Origin of the sequence: Schlesneria sphaerica, assembly GCF_044336245.1 — a bacterium.
Lineage (GTDB): Bacteria > Planctomycetota > Planctomycetia > Planctomycetales > Planctomycetaceae > Schlesneria > Schlesneria sphaerica.
Genome location: NZ_CP172346.1, coordinates 2,245,592 through 2,270,175 on the forward strand (window position 1 = coordinate 2,245,592; position 24,584 = coordinate 2,270,175).

At 56.8% G+C, this 24,584-nt stretch carries 17 protein-coding genes; 7 read left to right on the forward strand and 10 right to left on the reverse strand.

Annotated elements, in window-relative coordinates; translation table 11 throughout:
* Nucleotides 1–216 precede the first annotated feature (216 nt).
* The 3 genes from ACGY09_RS08260 to ACGY09_RS08270 form a co-directional block, all read right to left on the reverse strand.
* On the reverse strand, nucleotides 217–1,614 hold the full coding sequence (locus ACGY09_RS08260; protein ID WP_397571173.1) for an efflux RND transporter periplasmic adaptor subunit: 1,398 nt from the start codon (nucleotides 1,612–1,614) through the stop codon (nucleotides 217–219).
* Nucleotides 1,615–1,678: 64 nt separating this feature from the next.
* Complete coding sequence (locus tag ACGY09_RS08265) at nucleotides 1,679–2,422, reverse strand: glucose 1-dehydrogenase (RefSeq protein ID WP_397571174.1); 744 nt, start codon at nucleotides 2,420–2,422, stop codon at nucleotides 1,679–1,681.
* 55 nt (nucleotides 2,423–2,477) lie between these two features.
* Nucleotides 2,478–2,927: an Rrf2 family transcriptional regulator gene (locus ACGY09_RS08270; protein WP_373650757.1), complete on the reverse strand. Its 450-nt coding sequence runs from the start codon at nucleotides 2,925–2,927 to the stop codon at nucleotides 2,478–2,480.
* 406 nt (nucleotides 2,928–3,333) lie between these two features.
* On the opposite strand from ACGY09_RS08270, the gene ACGY09_RS08275 reads away from it, so the two are divergent.
* Nucleotides 3,334–4,311, forward strand: a complete 978-nt coding sequence (locus ACGY09_RS08275) for a response regulator (RefSeq protein ID WP_373650756.1) — start codon at nucleotides 3,334–3,336, stop codon at nucleotides 4,309–4,311.
* 322 nt (nucleotides 4,312–4,633) lie between these two features.
* On the opposite strand, the gene ACGY09_RS08280 is transcribed toward ACGY09_RS08275, so the two are convergent.
* A complete protein-coding gene (locus ACGY09_RS08280; RefSeq protein WP_373650755.1) occupies nucleotides 4,634–5,074 on the reverse strand; it encodes an Hsp20/alpha crystallin family protein in 441 nt (146 codons plus the stop codon).
* A 402-nt stretch (nucleotides 5,075–5,476) separates the two neighbouring features.
* Nucleotides 5,477–6,445 carry an AAA family ATPase gene (locus ACGY09_RS08285; protein ID WP_397571861.1) on the reverse strand — a complete coding sequence of 323 codons (969 nt, stop codon included), beginning with the start codon at nucleotides 6,443–6,445 and terminating at the stop codon, nucleotides 5,477–5,479.
* 201 nt (nucleotides 6,446–6,646) lie between these two features.
* On the opposite strand from ACGY09_RS08285, the gene ACGY09_RS08290 reads away from it, so the two are divergent.
* Nucleotides 6,647–7,993 carry a UvrB/UvrC motif-containing protein gene (locus tag ACGY09_RS08290; RefSeq protein ID WP_397571175.1) on the forward strand — a complete coding sequence of 449 codons (1,347 nt, stop codon included), beginning with the start codon at nucleotides 6,647–6,649 and terminating at the stop codon, nucleotides 7,991–7,993.
* 135 nt (nucleotides 7,994–8,128) lie between these two features.
* On the opposite strand, the gene ACGY09_RS08295 is transcribed toward ACGY09_RS08290, so the two are convergent.
* Nucleotides 8,129–9,142 carry a methyltransferase gene (locus tag ACGY09_RS08295; protein WP_397571176.1) on the reverse strand — a complete coding sequence of 338 codons (1,014 nt, stop codon included), beginning with the start codon at nucleotides 9,140–9,142 and terminating at the stop codon, nucleotides 8,129–8,131.
* 359 nt (nucleotides 9,143–9,501) lie between these two features.
* Here ACGY09_RS08295 and ACGY09_RS08300 point away from each other — a divergent pair, with 359 nt between their 5' ends.
* From ACGY09_RS08300 to ACGY09_RS08315, 4 genes are all read left to right on the forward strand, one after another.
* Nucleotides 9,502–12,642, forward strand: a complete 3,141-nt coding sequence (locus tag ACGY09_RS08300; RefSeq protein ID WP_397571177.1) for a PSD1 and planctomycete cytochrome C domain-containing protein — start codon at nucleotides 9,502–9,504, stop codon at nucleotides 12,640–12,642.
* A 191-nt stretch (nucleotides 12,643–12,833) separates the two neighbouring features.
* Nucleotides 12,834–14,303: a DUF1501 domain-containing protein gene (locus ACGY09_RS08305; protein ID WP_397571178.1), complete on the forward strand. Its 1,470-nt coding sequence runs from the start codon at nucleotides 12,834–12,836 to the stop codon at nucleotides 14,301–14,303.
* Between the two features lie 237 nt (nucleotides 14,304–14,540).
* The gene (locus ACGY09_RS08310; protein WP_397571179.1) at nucleotides 14,541–15,557 is read left to right on the forward strand and encodes an alpha/beta hydrolase family esterase; all 1,017 of its coding nucleotides are present in this window, start codon (nucleotides 14,541–14,543) and stop codon (nucleotides 15,555–15,557) included.
* 218 nt (nucleotides 15,558–15,775) lie between these two features.
* Nucleotides 15,776–16,870, forward strand: coding sequence for a glycosyltransferase family protein (locus tag ACGY09_RS08315; protein ID WP_397571180.1), 1,095 nt, complete (start codon nucleotides 15,776–15,778; stop codon nucleotides 16,868–16,870).
* 74 nt (nucleotides 16,871–16,944) lie between these two features.
* Here ACGY09_RS08315 and ACGY09_RS08320 read toward each other — a convergent pair whose 3' ends face one another.
* Both ACGY09_RS08320 and ACGY09_RS08325 read right to left on the reverse strand, forming a co-directional pair.
* Nucleotides 16,945–17,937, reverse strand: a complete 993-nt coding sequence (locus ACGY09_RS08320) for a WD40 repeat domain-containing protein (RefSeq protein WP_397571181.1) — start codon at nucleotides 17,935–17,937, stop codon at nucleotides 16,945–16,947.
* 260 nt (nucleotides 17,938–18,197) lie between these two features.
* Nucleotides 18,198–19,748 (reverse strand): DUF1501 domain-containing protein, encoded by a 1,551-nt coding sequence (locus ACGY09_RS08325; RefSeq protein WP_397571182.1) that lies wholly within the window; start codon nucleotides 19,746–19,748, stop codon nucleotides 18,198–18,200.
* A gap of 227 nt (nucleotides 19,749–19,975) precedes the next feature.
* Between ACGY09_RS08325 and ACGY09_RS08330 the strand changes: the two genes are divergently transcribed.
* Nucleotides 19,976–21,880 (forward strand): AAA domain-containing protein, encoded by a 1,905-nt coding sequence (locus ACGY09_RS08330; protein WP_397571183.1) that lies wholly within the window; start codon nucleotides 19,976–19,978, stop codon nucleotides 21,878–21,880.
* A 36-nt stretch (nucleotides 21,881–21,916) separates the two neighbouring features.
* Here ACGY09_RS08330 and ACGY09_RS08335 read toward each other — a convergent pair whose 3' ends face one another.
* On the reverse strand, nucleotides 21,917–23,713 hold the full coding sequence (locus ACGY09_RS08335; RefSeq protein ID WP_397571184.1) for a protein kinase: 1,797 nt from the start codon (nucleotides 23,711–23,713) through the stop codon (nucleotides 21,917–21,919).
* Nucleotides 23,714–23,894: 181 nt separating this feature from the next.
* Nucleotides 23,895–24,500 carry an RNA polymerase sigma factor gene (locus tag ACGY09_RS08340; protein WP_373650744.1) on the reverse strand — a complete coding sequence of 202 codons (606 nt, stop codon included), beginning with the start codon at nucleotides 24,498–24,500 and terminating at the stop codon, nucleotides 23,895–23,897.
* Between the last annotated feature and the right edge of the window lie 84 nt (nucleotides 24,501–24,584).

Below are 24,584 nucleotides of genomic sequence, written 5' to 3' on the forward strand. Positions count from 1 at the left end.
TCGACGTCACACGACGTCAGCTTGAAACGGGCTGAGTTACAAGTTGAGAACGCCTAGGGTTCGTCGATTGATCTGCGCTCGAGCTCACAGGCGACGAGGAGCGAAGATCGACGATGGCAAATGGAATGCCCTGACGTGACCGGTGAATGTTCAACGCACTCACCAGCCAGTCACATGGCTACGCGGAGCTGGGGGAACCGTCCCGTTCCCTAACCACTAATGGGCAGATGACGCGAATTCTCGAGAACGTGTCGATTCGCCACTAACGTAAGAAGGAATCCGATCCTGCTCGGGTATCGGAGGGGCTTCGTCGGGCAGACCATCATCCAGGGCGACGGTCTGCTCAAAATCGGCTTCGACAATGGTACCAGCTCGAACTCGCTGTAGTCCCCGCAAGACGATCTGCTCGCCTCCCTTTAATCCATCTCTGACCACCCGCAGTCCATGGATCTTGGGACCGATTACGACCTTCTGTCGTTGGATCGTTTTCGTGGCATCCACCACAAACACGAACTTTTCCGCCTGATCGGTGCCAATCGCCGTATCAGGAACAAGGACAGCCTCGTACTTTCCGCTTCCTGGTACGCGAACCTTTGCAAAAAGCCCGGGAGTCAGTATGAGATCCGGATTCTTCAGCACCGCCCGCCCTCGCATCGTAGCCGTACGACGATCGAGCCGATTGTCGAGAAAGTCCAGGTGCCCCTGATGGAGATACTGCCCGGGTTCATCAGCCAGGGCGACCAGAACGGGAACCTGCATGCTGCGTAAGTCAGATAGCTTGCCCGCTTCAACGAGTCTCACGTACTTCAAAAATGATTGCTCATCCGCATCGAAGTAACAATGAATCGGGTCGAGTGAGACAATCGTCGTCAGTAGCGACGACTGATCCGTTCCACCACTGATCAAATTTCCGTCAGTCACAACCCGATTGCTGACCCGCCCCGTGACCGGTGCCTTGACTTCTGTGTATTCCAAATTCAGTTTGGCGGACTTGAGCCGCGAGCGGGCCGCGTTCGTCTCTGAAAGCGCCGTCACGATTGCTGACTTGGCAAGAGCGATTCGTGCAACTCTCACCTCCAGCGCCGCGATTGTCTGCTTCAAATTCGATTCCCTCGTGTCGAGTTCTTCCTGTGTCGAAGCATTCTTCGCAATTAAGCGTTTTGAACGTTCCAGCATCGATGCAGCCAGATCGCGTTGAGATTCCACGGCTGCCAGATCTGCTTCAGCTTGCTTCAGTTGTGCCTGGGCTTCCTCCACGCGAGCTTCTGCACCGGCCAGATCCGCTGCCGCCTGTTCGACCACAATCTGATAGGGTCGCTGGTCCAGAACGAAGAGCAGATCTCCTTTCTGAACAATCTGCCCCTCCTTAAAATGAGTCGACTCAAGATGACCGCCGACTCTTGCACGAACCTCAACTTCTTCGATCGGATCGATGCGGCCGACATACTCGTCCCACTCAATGATCTGCATTGGCAGTGGTCGAGTTGAGACAACCTTCACAATGGCCGGTGGCGCCGTGTCGATTTTTGAGGAGCAACCACTCATGACGAGCGTGATCAGCAAAGCTCCTCCAGACCATGCGCGCAGCACCCCACGGCCAATGAACATTGACATAATTCTGACCTTAAAGAGAAAGAGACAGGTCGATGAGCCCGCAGTGCGGTTTGGTTGGTGCGGTTTAGAGTCCACCACTCGCGACTAGCAGTTCCCCTGTCATCCAGTCCGATTCGTCCGATGCGAGAAACACGGCGACCGACGCAATATCCTTTGGCTGGCCTGTGCGACCCAACGGAGTCATCGCCACGTTCTGACGTTCCATGTCAGACCCGGCAATACCGGCAGCGTGCGTCCCTTCTGTTTCCACCAGGCCGGGATTAATGGAGTTAACGCCGATCTGGCGCGGCCCCAGTTCTTTCGCCAGAACCGACGTCACCATGTCGACCGCTCCTTTGGTCGCCGTGTAGACGACCGTGTTGGCGGGACGCAGGCGCGAAACCACCGAACCGATGTTGATGATGCGACCGCCAGCCCCCAAGTGCTTAACGGCGGCCTGGGTCGTCAGCAGAAGGCCCAGCACGTTAATGTTAAACTGTTTGTGGAAGTGCTCCTCAGTGATCTCTTCGATCGCGCCAAACTCATACACGCCCGAATTGTTGACGAGAATATCCAGTCGACCGTAGTTTCGGATGGCCGCATCAATCAGCGATTCAGCATCACTTTTCTTCGAAACATCGGCGCCGACCGCCACTGCTTTTCCCCCGGCAGCTTCGATCGATTTGACGACGTCATCTGCACCGCTCTTGCTTTTCGCGTAATTGACAACCACAGAAGCACCTGCGGCCGCGAGAGCCTTGGCGATGCCAGCACCAATCCCCTTGGAAGCCCCTGTCACGACCGCGACTTTACCTGTCAGCTTGCTCATTTTTCTTTCCCTGCGATTTTGTGCTATTAAAAGTAACAAACTCATCTGAAGGGGATTACAGGGGGCCCGAGCGATCCTTACACGATCTTTTTCGAAGATCTGAAATAATGTCGGCGAGCGTGGTCTTCGAGAGTGTCTCTTCGAAACTCAACCGGACCTTGTCGAGGACGTCACCCAGACAGAACTTAATGTGAACGCTGACGGAGCACTTTTCCTGGACATCATAATGATGAATCGAGAACGGCGGTGGCGCGCCACTGGCTCGGTAGATATCCAGAAGTGTGATTTCTTCGGGAGGGCGAGCGAGAGAACAGGCGCCATTTCGGCCTCGCGTCGTCTCCACCAGGCCTGCTTTTGCGAGTTTCGAGAGCGACCGCCGAATAAAACTGGAATCCGCTTTGACACTTGCTGCCAGCTGATCAGAACGGACTGCTTCCCCATAGTGCTCGGCCAAGGCAGCCATCATGTGGATCGCAACGGAAAATTGGACACTGGTGGCAGCCATGGTCGTCCTGAACACCTCTCCGTGAAGGGTCAATTAGTTCTGAAAACAGTTCGTTCTGTCACCGCTCCGAGGGGATAATCTGAATCAGGCGATCTTCAGTTCATCCCGTCGGAGCAGAATTGCGGCAGTCCATGAAGCCCTGCCATTGTCCTGAAGGCGCAGACATTCTACGGGATTGAGGACGTTTCCATGCACATTTTCCGTGCTACGTCATCACAAGATTGAAGCAACTGCACAAACTCGCGAAAATCCTCAGAGTGGGGCACTGGGAAATCTCCCGAGGGCTGGAGTCCATCTGCCCCAAATGCAGCGGCCGATTAGACAAGTCTGCGATTCGTCCGTTACCGGAAGGACCGTGACATTTCAGACGCGGGCCCGCAAGTCGACCCGATTCGGAGGAGACGGTATGACTCGCTTCTTAATCGTTGACGATTCGCTGCTGGCGCGGCAAATCATCAGAGATTTATTGAAGAAATCATTCGAATGCGAAGTGGTCGAGGCCACGGACGGATTAGATGCGGTGCAGAGTCTTGAGGAACAGGGCCCCTTCGACCTGATTCTCAGTGACCTGCAAATGCCGCGACTGGATGGGCTGGGGTTACTCGCGGTCGTCCGGGACCGATTTCGCTGCACGCCGTTTGTCATCCTGACCGCATTTGGGAACGAAGATATTGCCGTCCAGGCCATCCAGGAGGGAGCAGCCAGCTACGTCCCTAAGCAGTCGATTCGGGGCCGTCTGTCCGATGTCGTGAAGACTGTGCTCACCGCCGCGACGCGACGTCAGATCCGGAAACGACTCACCCGGCACATCGTCGCGCATGAACTCGAATTCTCGCTCATCAATGACCGGAGATTACTGTCTGCCGCGGTGGCAGAACTGCAGGAAATCGGACAATCGAGTGGCACGTTCGAGGAGCACCAACTGACACGCATCGGCGTGTCACTGGAAGAATCGCTGCTGAATGCCATGATCCACGGCAATCTGGAAATCAGCTCGGAGCTGCGGGACCGCGAAGACGACGCCTATGAACAGTTGATACTGGCGCGTCAGGAGACACTTCCCTACTGCAATCGCCGAATTCACCTCAAAGCACGTTTTACGCCCGACGAGGTCAGGTTCGTGATCACGGACGAAGGTCCGGGCTTTGATCTGGCAGCAGTTCCCGACCCGCGCGACCCGCAAAACTTTCTCAAACCCAGTGGACGGGGACTGCTGCTGATTCGCTCGTTTATGGATGAGGCCTACCACAATACGAGTGGCAACTCGATCACGCTGGTGAAACGAAGTCACCCTCGCCCAGCGGAAGCCGAGTCCCCTGCAGGGCGGGTCCCCTCGTCCTATCCGAATGGCGGCTCATCACCCCCAGAGGTCGGTAAGCCCTGACGCCGATGACAACGCCAACCTGCCATGGAAGTTATGAGCCGCCTGTTTATTCAGTCCCATCGGCCACAACCGTCGGCCCAAATGTGAACAGTGCATCAGGTGACGGTACGAAGAGGAAGAGACAATCCCCGTCGGTTCATACCATGTGACGACACGATTTGTTCGCCCATTCCGAAAATACAAGGAGTCCACCATGCTTGCATGATGAACCCCTCATTCAATCGTTCGCTCTATCAAGTAAGACTCAAACCTGAGTCACCTTCGGTCGCATAGTGAAACCACTCAACGATCGTAAATGACTGGCTTCGTCATGCGACGCAGGTTACTTGACGGCAATTCGCTTCGGCTGAGCTTCTGGTTTCTTGGTCAGCGTCAGATGCAACACGCCGTCCACCAGTTCGGCATCGATGCTGTCGGCGTCGATTTCGTCAGGAATCGTCATGGTCCGCTCGAAGGCCCCGAAGCGTCGTTCATTCGTCCAGTACTGACGTTCCCCTTCCGCAGGCTTGCGCTGGCCTGCAATCCGGAGAAGTCCATTATGGACGGTCACTTCCAGGTCTTCCTTCTTAACCCCAGGAACTTCGATTTCGACGTAGACTTTGTCAGCATCGTTCCACAAGGTGACGGGAGCGTGCCATCCATGAGCGGAGGCACCGTTGGCGGCGCCGTTCACCAGACGCCCAAACAACTCTTCCATATCGCGATGAACGGTGGACAGACTGTCAACAGAGGGCAAACCGATTCGTCGAGTTCTTACAAGCATAGTGAGACCTCCATTCCGTCAGGGAGGACCTCTCCCTGAGAGATTGTGACACGATTGATTTGAGAATCGACCGGGCCCGGTCTGCCCCTCTCAAAAAGCAAGTCATGTACCATTCGGGTCAACACAGGCTTGACAGAGACATTCCCCAAAATGCAACCTATTTTCTTAAAAAGCATTACATCAACAGGCAACACAAAACGCCGAAACAAAAATCTTGAATCCGACGGCGAGGCAACTCTCCACAATGCCAACTTGGCAGAAATTCGTTTGGGCCTCAAAACGCAGTCTGACACCCTGCAGCCAAAATGACAGGAAACCTGAAACCCCTTTCAAATTCGGCCTTTCGGTATAGAATGGAGAGCGTGGTCATAGGCTCCAAAAGGCCGTCACGACATCCAGAAATCAACGGTCCTCTACATCCTCGTCGTCCTCGTCATCGAGATCGTAGTCTGGATGCATCGGATCCCCCGGGTCGAAGAAAAAGTCCCCCAACCCCATCGGCATGGCATTCCCGCCTAGCGACTGCTGACGCCGCCGTGCCAGCGACTCCAGGTCTTCGGCCCCTTCGCCGAGGCAGTTCATCAGAGCTTCTTTCCACAGCGCATCTTTGCTGACAGGATGATCTTTATCCTGAGCCATCCGCTTCATCGCATACCGCAGCACGTTGATGCCGTCCCGGGTGGAGAAATCGAGATTCAGTTCGTGCGACTGCTGCAGGAAGTTGACCGTCAGGTTCAGCATCTCCGTCTCTGCAAAGGGGAGATGGAACCTTAGAATGGACATTTCATCTTCGCGGTTCGGGTGCCCCAGGGTCAGGGTCGGCTGCAGACGGCTGAGAATGTAATCGGGAATCTCAAACGTCGATTCGTCATCGTTCATCGTCACGGCGCAGCGAAAATCAGGATGCGCGTGAATCGTAACCCCCGCCACGATCGATTCCACATAGCGGCGATGGTCGAGCAGCGGTGCCAGACTGGCCCACGACTTCTCGTTCATCCGGTTCCCTTCGTCGAGAATACAGATGCCGCCGCGCACCATCGCCGTCACCAACGGCGACGCGTGGTACTTGATCTTGCCGTTCTCGGCGAGAACGGGGGTCACGAGCAAGTCCTCAGGTCGAGTATCTGCCGTGCACTGATAGATGTGCAGATGTTGCTGTCGGGCGCGTCCTGCAGAGATTGCCAGTGTGGTCTTCCCAATCCCCGGTGAACCCACCAGTCGAGGAGAAAGAGGCAGGTCCTTCTGGTCAACCACCAGCCAGCAGGCCAGCAACTGTTGAAGAATCTCCCGCTGACCGATCCACTCGCCTTCTGACGAATCCGGCTGGCTGAGATAGAGACGAACCCCATCTATTTCGATCGAATCGATCATGGACACGTTAACTTTCGTTAGAATGACTTTACGCACAAAGCCCAAAGTCAGACCGATGATCCAGTCATCTGCCTGAACTGATTATTCAATTGCCACCCCACGGGGGGTGGACATTTTGCCAGAGCAATTTCAATCCATTGTCGTACTTACTTCATTCGCCGACAAGTTGACAAGCAAAGAGACCGCCGAGAACCTTTCTGCATGAGTGACAACACACTTCCCCCCGAGCCACCGTGTGATCCGCGAGAAAAGGTGAAAACCTTCCCGACAACGTCCGGGGTCTATCTGATGAAGGATGGGCGCGGCCGGGTGATTTACATTGGTAAGGCCGTCAATTTACGGAACCGGGCGGGAAGTTACTTCACCAAACAGGCCGCAGAAGACCTGCGCACGGCGAATCTCGTCCCCGAGATCAAAGATCTCGACTATATCGTGACCGACAGCGAAGTCGATGCCCTGCTGCTCGAAGCCCGGCTGGTGAAAGATGTCCAGCCCCGGTTCAATCAGGAACTGAAAGACGACAAGACCTTCCCGTATCTGGAAATCTTCATCCGCGAAGAGTTTCCCCGGGTCGAGTTCACCCGCAAGCCGCGACAACGCGGGACGAAGCTCTACGGGCCGTTCACAAACGCCAAACGCCTGCGGGGAGCCATCGCCGTTCTACAGCAGATCTTTCAGTTTCGGACCTGTACCCTGGACATTAAGGAAGCCGACGACCGCTGGCGGTGGTTCCGTCCCTGTCTGCTGGCCAGCATCCGGCAATGTACGGCCCCCTGCAACCAGCGCATCTCGCGCGAAGATTATCGCCGCGACATCCGCCGATTGCGCATGTTTCTGGATGGCAAGAAAGAAACGCTGTTCAAAGAACTCCGACAGGAAATGCAACTGGCGGCGAAGGAACTCAAATTCGAGAAAGCTGCGCGGCTGCGGGATCAAATTACATCTCTGGAAAATTTGAACCTTCGAGGCGACTTGCGCGAACATGCCCAGCCCGAAGTCTTTCAGGTCGATCCCAAACGAGGACTTCTGGGGCTCAAGAAAGTCTTTGATCTCCCCTCCCTTCCCCGCCGCATCGAAGGGATGGATATCGCCCATCTTCAGGGAGGAGAAACCGTTGCCAGTTGCGTTCAGTTCATCGACGGACTTCCGTTTAAGCAGGGATACAAGCGGTTCAAAATTCGCACGGTCGATGGAGTCGACGATTTTGCCTCAATGCGCGAAGTGGTGAGCCGCCATTTCCGACGCCTCCAGCAGGAAGGGGAACCATTCCCCGATCTGCTGCTGATCGACGGCGGAAAGGGGCAGCTTGGCGCTGCCATGGCAGCACTTGAGAGTATCGGCGTCACGCCCCCCTTCGTCTGCTCGCTGGCGAAACGCGAAGAAGAAATCTTCCTGCCAGGCCAGTCCGACCCCCGTGTTCTCAGCAAACATTCGTTTGCCTTGCGACTGCTCCAGTACGTTCGCGACGAATCGCACCGGTTCGCTCAGCAATATCATCACCTGCTTCGCAAGAAATCGACTTTCGGCGAGGAAGGGAAGAAGCCCTGATCTGTACCGGGAATGAAGCGACCATCGGGTTGATCTCGCATCCTCACAGAGCCCTCCCCGGTAAATCCAACGGGGAGGGCTCGGAGCTTGCTGAATCATCTGACGTCAGTGGTACAGCGAGCCCGGGACAGAGACTCAGTCTTTATAGGAAATCACCGCCTGCTGCATCGTCGGCGGCAAGGGACGGAACTCGTTCTTCTGAAAACCGGCTTTCTGGAACACCTGTTCCAGTTCTGCGTACGTGTAGGCATCACCGTGGGCCGTTGTGGCGAGCATTGTCAGAGCAAACGAGGCGGTCGCTGGGGGATTGATGCGGTCCGCATCAGGAATAAACTCCAACGTTACGCAACGTCCCCCGGGCGCGAGGCTCGCATAAGCCTTTTCTGCGATCTGCTGACAGGTCGGCAGGTCAAAGTGATGCAGGAAGTTTGTTAACAGCACCAGATCGTACGGGCCACCCCAGGGGACCTCGAACGCGCTGCCCGGCAACAGCTTATGCCGGTCCGCGACTCCCGCACGCTCGGCATTCTCAGTCGCCACGCTGAGAACATTGGCCCAGTCAAGTGCCGTTACCTGGGACTGCGGATACTTTTGGGCGAACGCGATCCCAAACAGTCCGTGACCGGCCGCCACATCCAGAATTCTCAGTGGCTGCTGCGTCTCTCCGCCGATCAGACCCGTGAGCAACTGAGCGGGCAAATGCATCATCGGCCCCATCGCCCGGGCAAATGCGACCCACACGGGATTGTCATAAGAAACCGTCCCCTCTTCCGAGACAGCCGTTCCCCCGCGACGCACTGCCGCCGTCAGGTAGTGATAACTTTCACGAATTTGTGGGGTCAGCAGAAACTCGATAACTCCCCCCAGATAGGCGGGAGACGAGCGAACAAGGAAGACCTGGGAATCCGGCGTTAATTCATAAACATTCCCTCGCTTCGTCAGGAATCCGTAAATCGAGAGCGCATCGGCCAGAATACGAACACCTCGTGGCGAGGTCTTTGTCGCTGCAGCGAGGCTCTCCGCTGTCTGGTCTCCTGCCGCGCAGAGCGTGAATAAATCGAGTTCAATCGCCGATCGAAGGGCCTCTGTTTTCTGAAATGCGTTAATGGTCTCAAAAAATAGAGCCGGTGATGGCATCGGACCTGTCATGATCTCTCCTCAAGTAGTAAACCCGAACGCGTTCCAGTTCTGGCAACCGGCATCCCACGTACGAGGCATGCTCCGTCATTTCACCCCCTGATTGTGTTCGCAACCCGCCTTTCGAGTAAATCCCTGAACGAATCGCGTCTTCCAGGTCAGGAGTTCACCAGAACTCCTGAATCTTCCAGAAACCCGCAAAAGGTCGCGACAATGTCATTTAGGCTGCTTTGGGACCGCACGGCACGGGGAGACAGCGAGTGTCGAGTTCGACAATGGGGGGGACGGGAACGTAAAATGGGACAACAAGGTCGCCACTCCCGCGATCCTGCTCTTGAGATTGTTTATCTACGTCCAATTGACGATGTGAAATGCGAGGTACGCAGTTGTTCTCATACGCTCGGCAACAATTCACTCGGCCAAAGCCAATCGCCCTCCTTGGGGCGTGTTTTTTCGTCACGGGCCTGGCAGTCAGTGTGCGTCCTGTCGCACCTCTTTTCGCAGCCGAACCCGAAGTCTCGTACAGCCGCGACGTTCGACCGATTCTGGCCGACAAATGTTTTCATTGTCACGGCCCGGATGGCTCGACACGGAAAGCCGATCTGAGACTCGATACGGCCGACGGCATGTTCCACGGAAAATCCACCGTGGTCGTCCCCGGAAAAGTTGATGAAAGTTCTCTCGTCCAACGAATCCTGTCGAAGGATGAGTCCGAGATGATGCCCCCGCCGGAATCAACCAAGACGCTCAGCGATGCACAGAAAGAAATTCTGCGACGCTGGGTCGATCAAGGTGCCAAATATCAGCAGCATTGGGCCTTCGAAGCGATTCAGCGGCCTGAACTTCCTCCCGCAATCCAGTCGCCACATCCCGTTGATCGATTCCTGGATAAACGACTACAGAAATCCGGTCTGACCGCTCAGCCGCAAGCGGATCGCGAAACCCTGATTCGACGCGTCGCCATCACACTCACCGGCCTCCCTCCAACACTTCGGGAAGTCGATGAGTATCTCGCCGATACTTCCACAGACGCCTATGAAAAAATGGTGGATCGGTATCTGGCATCAAGCCGCTACGGCGAAGAGATGGCCAAGCACTGGCTCGACGTCGCGCGCTACGCCGATACCCATGGACTGCATCTGGACAATGAACGGCAGATGTGGGCCTACCGAGACTGGGTCGTGCGCGCATTCAACGAGAACCTTCCCTATGATCAGTTCACCATCTGGCAAGTGGCGGGAGACCTGCTGCCCAATCCCTCGCGTGACCAGCTGATCGCAACCGGATTCAACCGCTGCAACGTGACGACAAGTGAAGGGGGCGCGATCCCGGAAGAGTTTCTTTACCGGTACGCGGTCGAACGAACGACAGCCGTTTCACAAGCCTGGCTGGGGCTGACGGCGGGTTGTGCAGTCTGTCACGATCACAAGTACGATCCACTGACCGCCAAAGAGTTCTATTCCCTCTACGCGTTCTTCAACAGCGCGGCCGATCCTGCAATGGATGGGAACACCAATGTGACCGCGCCCTTCATGAAGCTGCCACGTGAAAAAGAACTAGCGACCGCCGCAGCAGCAGCGAAGGTTCAGGATGAAGCCCGGGCGTGGATCGATATTGTTCTCTCCCATACGAACTACGTTGATCCCGCGGACGCCAAAACGGAAATCGCCCGAAAAACCGTGCGCGATGTCCTGCTCGATGATGTCACTCCTTTCGGGGCTTACTCGCGCAGTTCATCTCGCAATCCGATCGACTGGCTGACCGACCCCGAAATCAAGGCCCCCATGGGTCGCCGTATCATCCGACAAGCCTTTGCTTCAACATACACGGATGACTTTGAATACAAGCTGCATCCGTTCCTTGTCCCCCAGGAGGGGCAGTTTGAGGTTTCCGTCTATGTCGACGAAGTCGATCTTCCCTCGTCGATCGGTTTCGGCATCGCTGGCGCGAAGACCCTTAACTGGAAGAAAACAGACGCGGGGCTGGTTCGCGACGGGGCGACGGAATCCGAGATCCGTCCCGGTCAGTGGAATCGCCTGACGATCAACGCCGCAGAATTGGGCCTCAACCCCGGACAGCGGATCCATGGACTCAAGCTGTCGCAAACCGGTGGAATTGCCTACTGGGACGCAGTTCTCATGAAAGGTCAAGCTGATCCTGCGACAGATCCACTGGAATCGATGACAGCATGGCGAAAAGCCATCGGCACCACGGTGCCTCCCGAACTGCCCGGCGAACTGCATCCACTGATCCAGGCAGGACCTGACAAAGTGCTGACAGAGGACGAAGCCTCAAAGCTGCGCCGATTCTATCTGGCAGTCGTGGCTCGACCGGTCAACGAAGAAGTGGCTGCCGCGCGAACGACCTGGTTAACGGCGCGTATCGCACGGACCGTCGCAGACGATTCCCCCCCGGGGACGTTCATCTTCCGAGATACGCCCGCTCCTCGGGAGTCGTTTGTCATGTTGCGCGGACAATACGACACGAAGGGAGACCCGGTTGAGCCTGCTGTTCCTGCGGTGCTTCCAGCAATTAAGAAGAGCAGCCCGGAAACACGACTGAATCGACTCGACCTGGCTCGCTGGTTGGTGACTCCTGAAAACCCGTTGCCAGCACGAGTGACGGTCAACCGATTCTGGCAACAGGTTTTCGGCACAGGAATTGTCAAAACGAGTTTTGACTTCGGGATGCAGGGAGAAGTCCCCAGCCACCCGGAACTGCTCGACTGGCTGTCAGCCGAATTCCGCGAATCGGGCTGGAATACGAAACAGTTGATGAAGCTGCTGCTGACCTCTGACGCGTTCCGGCGACACAGTCGGCTGCTGCCGGAAGTACGAGTTGCCGATCCGGAGAACCGCCTCTATGCCCGTGGGCCACGGATTCGCCTGGACGCAGAACAGGTGCGAGACAACGCCTTGTTTACCAGCGGACTGATCGATCTAACGATGGGGGGCCGTGGAGTGAAACCATACCAGCCCGCAAACATCTGGGAGCCTGTCGGATACTCCGACAGCAATACCCGGTTCTACATGCAGGATCACGGATCTTCGCTCTATCGACGCAGTTTGTACGTGTTTTTGAAACGGACTGCCCCGCCGCCATTCATGTCGAACTTTGATGCCCCCAACCGCGAACAGGTCTGCACGGTCCGTGAGAGAAGCAACACGCCGCTTCAGGCTTTGCAGCTCATGAACGACGTTCAGCACTTTGAAGCCGCCCGGGCACTCGCCGAGCGGGTGTTCGTCGAAGGGGGTGAATCGACTGAAAGTCGGCTGAGATACCTCTACAAGACCGTCCTTTCGCGCCAGCCAGCACCAGAAGAGCTGACGCTCCTTGTCGCCTCGCTCAATCGACAGACGGAACTCTTCGCCAGTAATCCGGAATCGGCCCATCAGGCAATTCACGTCGGCGAATCGAAGCCACGAGGAGTTGCATCTGACGTTGAAACAGCAGCCTGGACAATGCTCGCCAACCTTGTTCTGAACACTGACGAGGCCTTAAACCGAAACTGAAAATTCCCGTGGGAGTCCCGCTTCCCGGTGTTCGCGGGCGAAATTGTGATCGCATTTCCAGAGATGGGCCGCGGCGTGACAAGGAAAAGAGACGTTCCGATTTTTTGAACTGTCTTGCACCTTGCGATGGAACCACGAGTAATCCGAGCTCGCCGACCACAGTCGAAGTTCTTGCAGAGGGAAATAGAGAAATGAACATACTTCATGATCAACTGCTGGCCATGACCCGGCGCCAGTTCTTCGGTTCGACTGGACTTCGCATGGGGGGGATCGCCCTGGGAATGTCAGCAGCCTCCTCTGCGCTTGCGGCGGACTCCGTTGCTGCCACCCGGATGCATCCGGCATTACCCGGACTTCCAAACTTCACCCCCCGGGCGAAAAACGTCATCTATCTGCACATGAACGGTGGACCTGCGCAGATGGATTTGTGGGACTATAAGCCGAACCTGGCCGAATATTTCGATAAAGACCTGCCAGAATCCGTTCGGAAGGGACAGCGAATCACTACCATGACGAGCGGACAGAGTCGTTTGCCCGTCGCTCCCTCCATGTTCAAATTTCACCAGCATGGTCAATGCGGGACCTGGGTCAGCGAGTTGCTCCCCCATACTGCCGAATGCGTTGATGACATCGCCGTCGTGAAGACAGTCCACACCAATGCCATTAACCATGACCCCGCATGCACCTTCGTGATGACCGGTAACGAAGTCCCTGGCAGACCCAGTCTGGGCTCGTGGCTCGCTTACGGACTGGGAAGCGAAAGCAACGATCTGCCCAGCTTTGTCGTGCTGACACCTTCATGGTCTTCGAGCGCGGCGGCCCAGGCGTTGTTCACTCGCATGTGGTCCAGCGGGTTCCTCTCCAGCAAATATACGGGCGTTGCGCTGCGTCACATCGGCGACCCAGTTCTTTACGTCCAGAATCCCGCTGGAGTGAGTGCCGTGAACCGGCGAGCCATGCTCGATGCACTCCGCGAACTGAATCAACGAACACTCGAGCAACTGGGCGACCCCGAAACGCTGACGCGAATGGCTCAGTACGAAATGGCGTTCCGGATGCAGACCAGCGTTCCTGAGCTGACGGACCTCGCACAAGAGTCCAAGGCCACGCTGGACATGTATGGCCCCGAAGTCACAAAACCCGGGTCATTCGCAGCCAGTGCGCTACTCTCGAGGCGACTGATCGAACGGGGAGTGCGAGTCGTTCAGATCCTGCACCGGGGATGGGACCAGCACGGCAACCTGCCGCGGGACCTGCGAGCCCAATGCCACGATACCGATCAGCCAATTGCAGCACTGCTGAAAGACCTGAAGCAGCGCGGAATGCTCGATAAAACGCTCGTGGTCTGGGGTGGCGAGTTCGGGAGAACCGTCTACTCACAAGGGCGACTGACCAGCGACGACTACGGTCGCGACCATCATCCACGAAACTTCTGCATGTGGATGGCGGGAGGGGGTATCAAGGGTGGTCAGGTCTACGGTGAGACTGATGACTTCAGCTACAACGTCGTTTCAAACCCGGTCCACGTTAATGATCTCAACGCCACGATGCTGCATTGCCTGGGCATCGACCACGAACGTTTCTCAGTAAAATTCCAGGGACTCGACCAGCGACTCACCGGCGTCGAGGGTGCCAAGATCATTCCGGAACTGCTGGCCTAGACCGTTTCAGCTCGTCCACCGACGCTCGACATTGTCCTGTATCGAGCATCGGTCGTCGACGACGAAGTGGGTCTGACCCGTCGCCGTTCCGCTGCGGATTCCAACCCGTGAATGCGTTGCGGTTGTCGGTGACTCGATTGGGCGCTTACCGAGAATCCTGAGAAGTTCGAGGCATCACACATTAGCTCCAGGCCCTGCGTCAGGCGTGTTCACTGGCCGTCAGTGGAGGAAGTTCAATTGCATCGTTCATTCGGAATCCTTGAATCAAACACCTGTCGCCTCTGCAGGTTTCTGCTGTTCATCGTTGTGCTGGGAAGTACCTCAGAGCTGGGCCGCACAGAAGAAGCACCGACCGCTCCCACGGACCAGAGCGTCATCGCGACGCCGCTGACCCCCGGGGACCACTCACGTTATCTCTATTCCGGCGCCGAGAAACGATCCTACATCCTGCACGTTCCTCCGGGCTATGACCCTGAAAAACCAACGCCGGTCGTCCTGGCCCTGCATGGTGCCGCCATGAATGGTTCCATGATGGTCTGGTTCACAAATCTGAATAAAACCGCCGACGCAAAAGGATTCCTCGCCGTCTATCCCAGCGGTACGGGTCCCGGTCCCCTGAGGACGTGGAACGCAGGCGGTCTGATTAGCCGACTGAAGGGGAAGAAAACGGACGATGTCGCGTTTATTGGACATCTTCTGGACGAACTCGAATCAATCGCGAATGTCGATCGAAATCGGATCTATGCCTGTGGGATGAGTAATGGTGGCATGATGTCCTATCGGCTGGCTTCAGAAATGTCCGACCGAATCGCCGCCATTGCGGCCGTCTCGGGAACGATGGCCATGGATCTCCCGGAACCGCCCCGGGCTGTCCCTGTCCTGCACTTCCACGGTACGAGTGACGGGATCGTCCCCTATGGTTCCCCTATTAATCCGACGCCACCTGTATTCCAGCTGCTCGGTGTTGAAGATACGGTTGCATATTGGGCTAAACGGAATGGATGCGAAGAAGAATGTCAGGTCGACATGCTTTCCAGAGAAGGAGACAAGCGAACGGTCACTCGTCGTACTTACCCGCAGAAGGCGACAGCAGCGGACGTGGTCCTGGTTGTCATCGACGGTGGTGGTCATACCTGGCCCGGTCGTCAGGTACCCGTTGCATTCCTGGGCCGCTGTGCACGCAACATTTCTGCGAACGAATTGATCTGGGAATTCTTTGAAAAGCACCCGCTCAAACAAAACGTGCCCCGGTAAATCCAGGCGCGATGAAAGCCGACTTGCAGAGAATCCCGTTGGACACGGTCACAGTAACGTTTACGCTGCGCGTCTGAACGGGGCTGCTGTGACGTTGTCGATAGCAAAGTCAGCCAATCTCCCGTACGTTTCACTCCCAGCCAGAGTTTATTGACTTGCAAACAGTCTATTATTGACGGCCGCTGAGGTTTCGTTCATCGCTGCGTCTCGGAGATCGGATGTCCAGAATTTTCTACAGTATGGCCGGCGAAGGGCGTGGGCATGCCGTGCGGGTGATGACGCTGGTGGAGCATCTGAAAAGTGAACATGAAATCGTCTTGTTCGCTTCGGGGGATGCGTATGAATTTCTGTCGAAATCGTACGGGGAACGACAATCTGAGAATGTCCGGTTGCAGAAGATCCCAGGCCTGAACTTTCGTTATACGGGTGGCAAACTGGATCTGTTTAAGTCCACTGCGGCAGCGATGAAATTTGGCTGGCGGGTCCTGCCGCAACTTGTCGATACGCTCCGAAAGCAGATCGAACTGGAAAAGCCAGACCTCGCCATCTCGGACTTTGAACCCGCGCTTCCCCGGGCAAGTCGACTGGCGGGGCTCCCCTGGATGAGTATCGATCACCAGCATGTGCTGCTCGCCTACGATCTCAGCAGTTTACCACTCCTCCTGCGACGCTATGCGTGGTGGATGAGCTGGGCGGTTCGCTGGTACTACGGCTGGGGGCCCTACACTCCGGTCGCCTCATCGTTCTACACACCTCCCTTGAAGAAGGGCTTTGAACACGTCGTGCAAATCGGCCCCATGTTAAGGCCGGATGTCGTGGCAACGGTCCCTACAACGAATCGATTCCTGCTGTCCTATCTCCGCACCAATACTCCCCCAGCCGTGATCGAGATTCTGGCCCAATCGGGTTGGCCTGTACGCGTCTATGGCCTGGGGGAACGCCCCGCCATGGGGCAAGTCACTTTTCACGCAATCGACGAACACCGATTTGTCGCCGACCTTGCTTCCTGCACGGCGCTCGTCAGCGCTGCGGGAAATCAGTTGCTGGGTGAGGCTCTGTTTTACGGAAAGCCTGTCTTTGCGATCCCGGAAGAGATGCACTATGAGCAGCAGATCAATGCTCACTTTCTGCGACAGATGGGGGCAGGAGACTGGATGACCGTCGAAACATTCACAGCGCGCCGCTTCCTTGAGTTTTTGGGGCGAGTCGACGACTACAGAACGAGTCTCCTGCCGCTGAAAGGGACGATCAACGGCACCCCCCAGGCACTGGCAGCCATAAAGACCGCACTTCAGCGAAACGCCTCCAACTGATGGTGCGCATGACGCACGGAGGCTGCAGTCTCTCGCACCGACGCCCGCTCAAATTGCAAAGCCTCCACGACCGATCAGGTCTTCGGAGCCATCAGACTGATGCGAAGATTCTTGTCGTAGTGAGCCGTTGCGATCTGAAGTCCATCGGGATGCAGGCTGAGGTCACGAGCGACATTGCCAAGATTGAGCGTATGAAACTCATCCTTCTGGTCGTATTTCCAGAAGAACAGGTGACCGCCCCCCTGCCCACCCGTCGCTCCGATCAGGAACCCTTCCGGCTTACAGGTCAGTCCCCATGCCGTTCCCTGCACACCACCTTTACTGAGATGCGTTACCGCATCCTTTCCCTGTTCCCAGTCGATCTGCACGATGATGGGATTCCCGACTCCCGCAAACGCATTTGAGACGTTGGTGATTCCCCCGGCGAACAACCGCTTCCCGTCTGCATGGAATTCAAGGCAGAAAGGACCGCCGTAATACGCCATGAAGCCCGGGTCGTATTTCGAGAGACTCGCAATTTCGAAACTGCGTACCTGATTTCCCGTCTCGACGTCCCAATGCACAAATTTCGCCGTCAAATCCCCCGAAACAAGTTGCTTACCGTCCGGATGAAATGCCACGCCGTAGACGTGTCGTTCATGCCCGAGTAACTCGCGTACCAGAACCCCATCTGCGAGTGACCACAACTTGACTTTCAGGTCGTTACCGCAGGACGCCAGTAACTGATCATCGGGACTGACGGCGAAATCACGAATCCAGCCTTCGTGTCCCTGCACGGTCTTCAGCGGAACAGGAGCGTCCGCGGCGGCCGACCACCAAATCAGCTTTCCATCGTGCCCGCCCGTGATCAGGGTCTCTCCGTTCGCCGAGAACGCCAAACTGCGCACCCAACTTTCGTGCCCGATGAATTCGACTTTGTTTCCTGTCGCCAGTTCCCAGCGGACGACCTTGGAATCTTCGGCTCCTGCAAAGACAAATCTTCCTGTCGGATCGATCCGACACGAGATGAGGGGGCTGGTGTGCGCCAGCGTCTTGGCAATATGGGTCTGCATGGGGTCAGCGGACATAATGAGCTTTTCTACTGAATGGGGGGACGATCATCACAGCTCAAGTTGACTCGTCAAAGTAAGCAGGTAATCAAGTAAGCTGAGGCGAGGACAATTCAGGCGGGTAGGACAGTCAGAAAGATCAGTTATTCAGGTAAGCGGTAAGCAGGTCAACCACAATCAGTCTCCGCTGAGTGGCGGGACCACCCTTCAATGTTAGCGGGACCAAAGTCCATAACGAAGTCTCAAAGGCAACCCGTTTCGAATTCGATCGTGCCAGATCAGGCCAGCAATTCGGTGATGACTCGACTGGTTTCGGGAACCAGGGGAATCGGACGGCCAGTCCGGTCCGGCAGAAAAATGTGCGGTTCAATTCCCAGCAGATGATACATGGTCGCCAGCACGTCTTTCGGTCCGACCGGGTTTGAAACAACTTCGCCTGCGTGCTTATCAGTGGCTCCCACGACGCGTCCGCACGCGATTCCGCCCCCGGCAAACAGTGCAGAGTAGGCTTGCGACCAGTGATCACGCCCGCCTCCTTCGACCCCCGCAATCTTGGGCGTGCGACCATGCTCGCTGATACAGACGACCAATGTGTCGTCCAATTGCCCGCGTCGGTCTAGATCCAGGACCAGGCCAGAGAATGCCTTGTCGAGGCCCGGCAGCAACTGGTCGACCATGCGGGGGAAGTGGTTCCAGTGCGTATCCCACGCATCCCCGGCCAGACCGTATTCGTCCCAGAACACACTGACCAGCCGGGTCCCGGCGTCGAGCATCCGGCGAGCGGCAAGGCATGATTGTCCGAAGAGCGTCATGCCGTAGAGTTCGCGAGTCTCCTGCGATTCCTGTCGGACATCGAGTGCCGACACAACTGCGGGGGACTGAATGAGCGAATGCGCCATCTGCTGGAATGTGGACAGCGATCGACCACCCAGGGACTGGTCGAGATCTCGGCGGGCCACGTCGATCTGCTGAAGCAGCGACCGACGACGATCGAGTCGATCCAGTGTCAGTTCGGCAGGAAGTGAAGTCGACGCCATCCGGAAATAAGCATCGGATGTACAACCAACGTAGGGATCAAAGATTTCTTCCCGCCGGGCCCCCAGGGTCTTGTAGACAGAACGGTCTGCCCGTCCTTCAAATTCGGTCCAGACCGGATTGTAGGCGGATCCCAGATACGCGGCATACGGCCCGGCACGATGGACTTCTCCTGTCCGCTGTGAACTGAACGGGAACGGCAGGGCCACATTCTGAGGAAACGGCGACATCCCGCCACGGCGCTGCCGGTCGATGTACTCCACCGCACTCCCGAAATAGGGATGATGTTTCGGATCGTTCGGACTGAGTTCCATGTTCACGTCGATCACGGGCGTCCCCGTCATCGCATGTGCCACGCCGTGAATCGGATATTCATGGTGAATGGATCTTAATACCCCGACACGATCCATCATCCGGGCCATGTTCGGCAGGTGCTCACAGACATCCAAGCCGGGCACAACCGACGGAATCGGCTTCATTGTTCCCCGGATCTCGACGGGTGCTTCCGGCTTCATGTCCACGGTTTCCATCTGGCTGGGTGAGCCATACAGAAACAGGATGATGCAGCGTTTGGCCTGTCCGAACCCATCGGGCATTTTTGTCGCAGCGGTGCTCGTGGCTTCGGACGCGCGGACTGCGTCGGCTTGCAGCAGGTGAGGAAGCGACAAACCGAGTAGACTCGTTCCACCCGCCTCCAGAAGTTCCCGCCGGGTTAACCCATTACAAAGCTGTCTAGGGGAACTGAGTAGTCGCAGCATACCGGCTTCCTCGTAAGGTGGACGAATCAACATCATTTTATGCTATCGTCATTTACCATCGCAAGTCGTAGCTCCTTCGGCTGTCGATTTGGAGGTACTTTGAACTTGTGGGTAACCGCAGAAATTTGCGAAGGAACGTGAGTCCGGGACGGCCCCCCCTCCGAACGAGCGTACGGGTGACCTCCGTCAGGGGCCTTCCGCTGGAAGTGAGCATCGCATTGGATGTAGCATTCCCGTAGAGAAAAACTTCAAAAGGGAACTTTGTGTCGGCCGACTTCTTTCAACAATTGATTCGCAACCTTGATCTCGAAGCAGACGCCGTGAAGGCCGAGACGCTGCGGCTTTCACACAAGGCATCAGGGGATCAGGCCGAACGGACCGGTACGACAATCGTCGATCTCGCCATTCGCGACGAGACGGCCGGGTTTGGAGGGCGCGTCATCCTCACGCTCGGCAAGCGTGACCGCAGGCAGCAGCTCCCCTGGTCTCGACTTCACTCGGGAACACCGATCCTGCTGTCGGAGGAACAGGGTCGTGAACAGGAGGGCTGGAGAGGAGTCGTCACTGATCGCAACCGCGAAACCATCACGGTGGTGCTCAGCGATTCCCCCGAAACGACGGCCGATCGTCCGACGTTTCGGATCGATCTTTCGTCAGACGAAATCGCTCGACAGCGTCAAAGAAACGCCCTCAAGCGAGTGGCTGAAGCCGACCGCGGTCGACTGGCTGCGCTCAAAAGCCGCTTGCTGGGCGAAGACGCACCGGAGTTCAACCCCGGCCGCGAGTGGATCCCCCTGTCCCCCTTGGACGCATCGCAGCACGCTGCCGTTAGTCACGCACTGTCCGCCGAGCATGTGGCCATCATCCATGGTCCACCCGGAACAGGTAAGACCACCACAGTCGTCGAACTGATCCGGCAGTCCGTCCGGCGGGGTGAACGGGTGCTGGCCTGTGCCGCCAGTAATCTGGCAGTAGACAATCTCTTTGAGCGACTGCTTGCGGCCGGGGAACGAGTGATCCGGATCGGACACCCGGCACGGGTCTTGCCACAGCTCCGCGACCATACATTGGACCTGCTTGTGGAATCCCACCCGGATTTGCGACTCGCCCGGGAATGGACAAAGCAAGCGTGGATCCTGCGACGTCAGGCAGGCAAGTTCACCCGGTCGGCTCCCGAGCCCGGCGCGCGCCGTGAGGCCCGGGATGAGGCCAAACGGCTCCTTCACGATGCCAGACAACTCGAGTCCCGCCTCGTCACCTACCTGCTCGATTCAGCGCAGATCGTTTGCAGTACCCTCACCGGGCTTAACGAGGATTTACTGGAAGACCGGCAATTCGATCTGGTGGTGATCGACGAAGCGGCTCAGGCAACCGAGCCCCCCTGCTGGCTCCCACTCCTCCGCAGCCGGCGTCTCGTCCTGACCGGGGACCACTACCAGTTGCCGCCAACGATTATCTGTCCTGAAGCCAGGCGACAAGGGTTCGGCGTCAGCCTGATGGAGCGGTTGGTGAAGCGTTGGGGAACGTCGATCTCGCGCAGACTGACAACTCAATACCGGATGAACGCGGCAATCATGCAGTTCTCTTCCAACGAGTTCTATGATGGCGAACTGACCGCCGCCGCCTCAGTCAGGGAGCATCGACTCTGCGATCTGCCTAAGGTCGCCGAACTTCCGCTGACCCAAACTTCGATCCAGTTCTACGACACCGCAGGATCCGACTGCGATGAACAAGCTGATCCGGAAGGAAGCAGTATCCAAAATCAGGGCGAAGCCAATTTCGTGATCGGTCAAGTCCAGGAACTGATCGCATCGGGTCTGAATCCGGACGATATCGCTGTGATCACGCCCTATGCCGCTCAGGCGCGACTCATCCGCGAACTGCTCAGCAGCGAAGCCGTCGAAGTTGATACCGTCGATGGTTTCCAGGGACGGGAAAAAGAAGCCGTCGTGATCTCACTGGTCCGCTCGAATTTGAAGGGAGAAATCGGCTTCCTGAACGATACCCGCCGGATGAATGTGGCGTTGACCCGCGCCCGCCGCAAACTGATCGTTTTTGGGGACAGTGCCACGCTCGCCAACCATGAGTTCTACTTACGACTGCTGGAGTATTTCGAACAGCAGAATGCCTACGGCACGGTCTGGGAGATTCCGACTCTGGCAACCTGATCCCGCGGGGGACATCCCCATCGTGTCCGACAGGATTCAGATCTCCGCTGCCGAACCGGCCGATTGAGAGGTCGTCCTCCGGTCATTCCCATTTTCCTGGGCTGCCACCGGAATGACACGTCTTTTCCCGTAGGCGGAGCCGGGTGGCTGAATGACCCGCAGCACGAGGATCCAGACAATTAGAGCAACAACGGCGGCAAGCAGCGGATGTACGCCCATGACCATTAAGACGATGGCTGACAGCATTCCTAAGCTCTCGGGAGGAATGGCGCTCCCATACGCACGCCGTCTTTCAGGTGACACCTTTGGTAACCATCGCGAACTGGAAGATCTGACGAATACTTCGCGGGCGTTGCCCCAAAGCAGTCGGACTAACGCCACGAACAGCACACCCCAAAAACTGACAAGCAACCCCGCAATCGCTCCGACCAAGATCACTTCGGCAAGACCGATCTTTGAATTAAATTGGTGAAACGCGATTGAGACTGTCATTCCGGTCAGAAATAAGAACAGCAAGAGCCGCCCGGATATGTGCTGAAAGAGGATTGTCGTGGTGGGGTTATTCCAGGGACTCACTGGGGTCTGTGAAACTGGCAAGCCGGTTTGCTGCGCTGACGGCGTTGCGGGTTCCGCTTCTGCAGAAACCCCTTCTGACACTCCCCTGGGTTTGGCTACTACGGTCGGCTGCTGTACATGGGCCAGCCAGTTCTCCAGTTCTTCCGCAACGGCCTTGGCAGATTGAAACCGCTCGTCCGGTTTCTTTGCCAAGAGCTTCATTGTGATATTGCACAACCAATCAGGAATATCGGGGTTGAGCTCCTGGATCTGCCGAGGGGGATCATGGCAGACTCGCTTTAATACTCCCATGGCAGTACTCGCACGGAAGGGAGAATGCCCCACACACATCGCGTAAATCACACTTCCCAGACTGAACAGATCGGCCCGGTAATCGACGGCATCTCCATTTGCCTGTTCTGGAGCCATATACTGCGGCGTTCCGGCAATGGCTCCGCTTTGCGTCAGGCTGGCGTCATCGACGGCACGAGCCAGCCCAAAGTCCGTCAATTTGACTCGTTGGATTCCATTTTCCAGCAGGATATTGGATGGCTTAACGTCGCGATGGACTAACCCTTGCGCGTGAGCCGCAGCGAGGCCGGATGCCGTCTGCATTCCGATCCGCAGAATCTCCTTCAGCTCGAGCGCTCCTTCTGCATCAATCTTCTGCTGAAGGGAACGACCTGCGACATACTGCATCACGATTCTGGGTTGCTCGGCGACGTCTTCGATGGCATGGATCGTAATCACATGGTCATGACTGACGGCAGCGATGGCTTGAGCCTCCCGGACAAATCGGCGACGAGCATGCGGATTGTGAGCCAGATAGGGAGCCAGAATTTTGACGGCGACAACGCGATGCAGCGTCGGATCGAATGCCCGCAGCACGATTCCCATTCCCCCTTGACCAACGACTTCCGTGACTTCGTAGTGTCCGAGTCTACCGATCGAATTCGGCACGTCAGAAGGCTGAAGGAAGTCGATCTCCGCACGCCGCCGGGAAGCAGGCTCCGCGATGTCCACGAAATCCTCCCCCTTCATCTGCTGCATGGCATCGGACAGAACCGGTTCAACGGGGAGACCCTCCTGCTCACGCAGTTTCCCCAGTTCTGAGTCCCATGACTCACTCACGACCACCAGCGACTCCAGCGCCTGCTGACATCGGGCGCAGCTCTCGAGATGGGTTTGAATCGCCTGCTGCATCTCCCCGGAAACCGCACCGTCGATCAAGCCCCGCAGGTCGTCCCGGGTGGGACACGCGATCGTGAAGTGTGTCATGATATTGACTTTCCTGAGTTACAGAACGTGTTCGTTGCCAATCCTCACCCGTCGCCCGCCATTGCAGCAAAATGAGCCCACGGCCTGAAAATCGCAGGGCCTTGCACCATTCACGATCGATGCTTGCGCCGTCGACGGCTGAAGCCCGCGATCGCAAAAATTCTTCCCGATGCCAGCGAGGCTACTCCTCTCCAACGAGCTGTTTCACCTGCTCCTTCAACCGGTTCAGGACTCGACCTTTGGCCAGATAGACCGCTGCCAAACTCAGACCCAGTTGCTCCGCCACCATTGGCCCGGGCAACCCATCGACGGCCGTCCGCCAGAACGCTTGCCAGGTCGATGGAGTGAAGTCCTGCTTCACAATTTTGGCCGCGTAATGGAATAGTTGCCGGCTGTAATCGGTGTCCCAATCTCCATCGGCAGATTCGTTCACTCCCGCTTGCGGTTGTTCTTCCAAAAGCCGTTGAGCCACTGAGTCTCCCGTGGCACGCTCACGCACTCCTTCTCTTCTCCAGTGATCAATCAAGCGGTTCTGGACAATCGTGAACAGCCAGCTGCGGAAGGTCCCGTTCCTGGGGTCGTACTCAAGTGAGTTCGCGGCCAATGCAACTTGCCGTAAAACATCCTGAGTTAAGTCCGCAGCATCCGCATCCTGCAAACCTCGCTTTCTGAGAAACCCATAAACGAGCGGTGCATACAGGTCGATGAACCGCTCCCACGCCTCCTGGTCACGGGCGTTTCGAATCCGAAAAAGCAATGTCGGCCGTGTCGGGGGTGTGCTTGTCATATCTGCCTCATTCAGCACGTACGAATCACTCCGCTAAACCTATCGCGAAAATTCGAGAATTGCGTCTCGCAAACAACACACCCG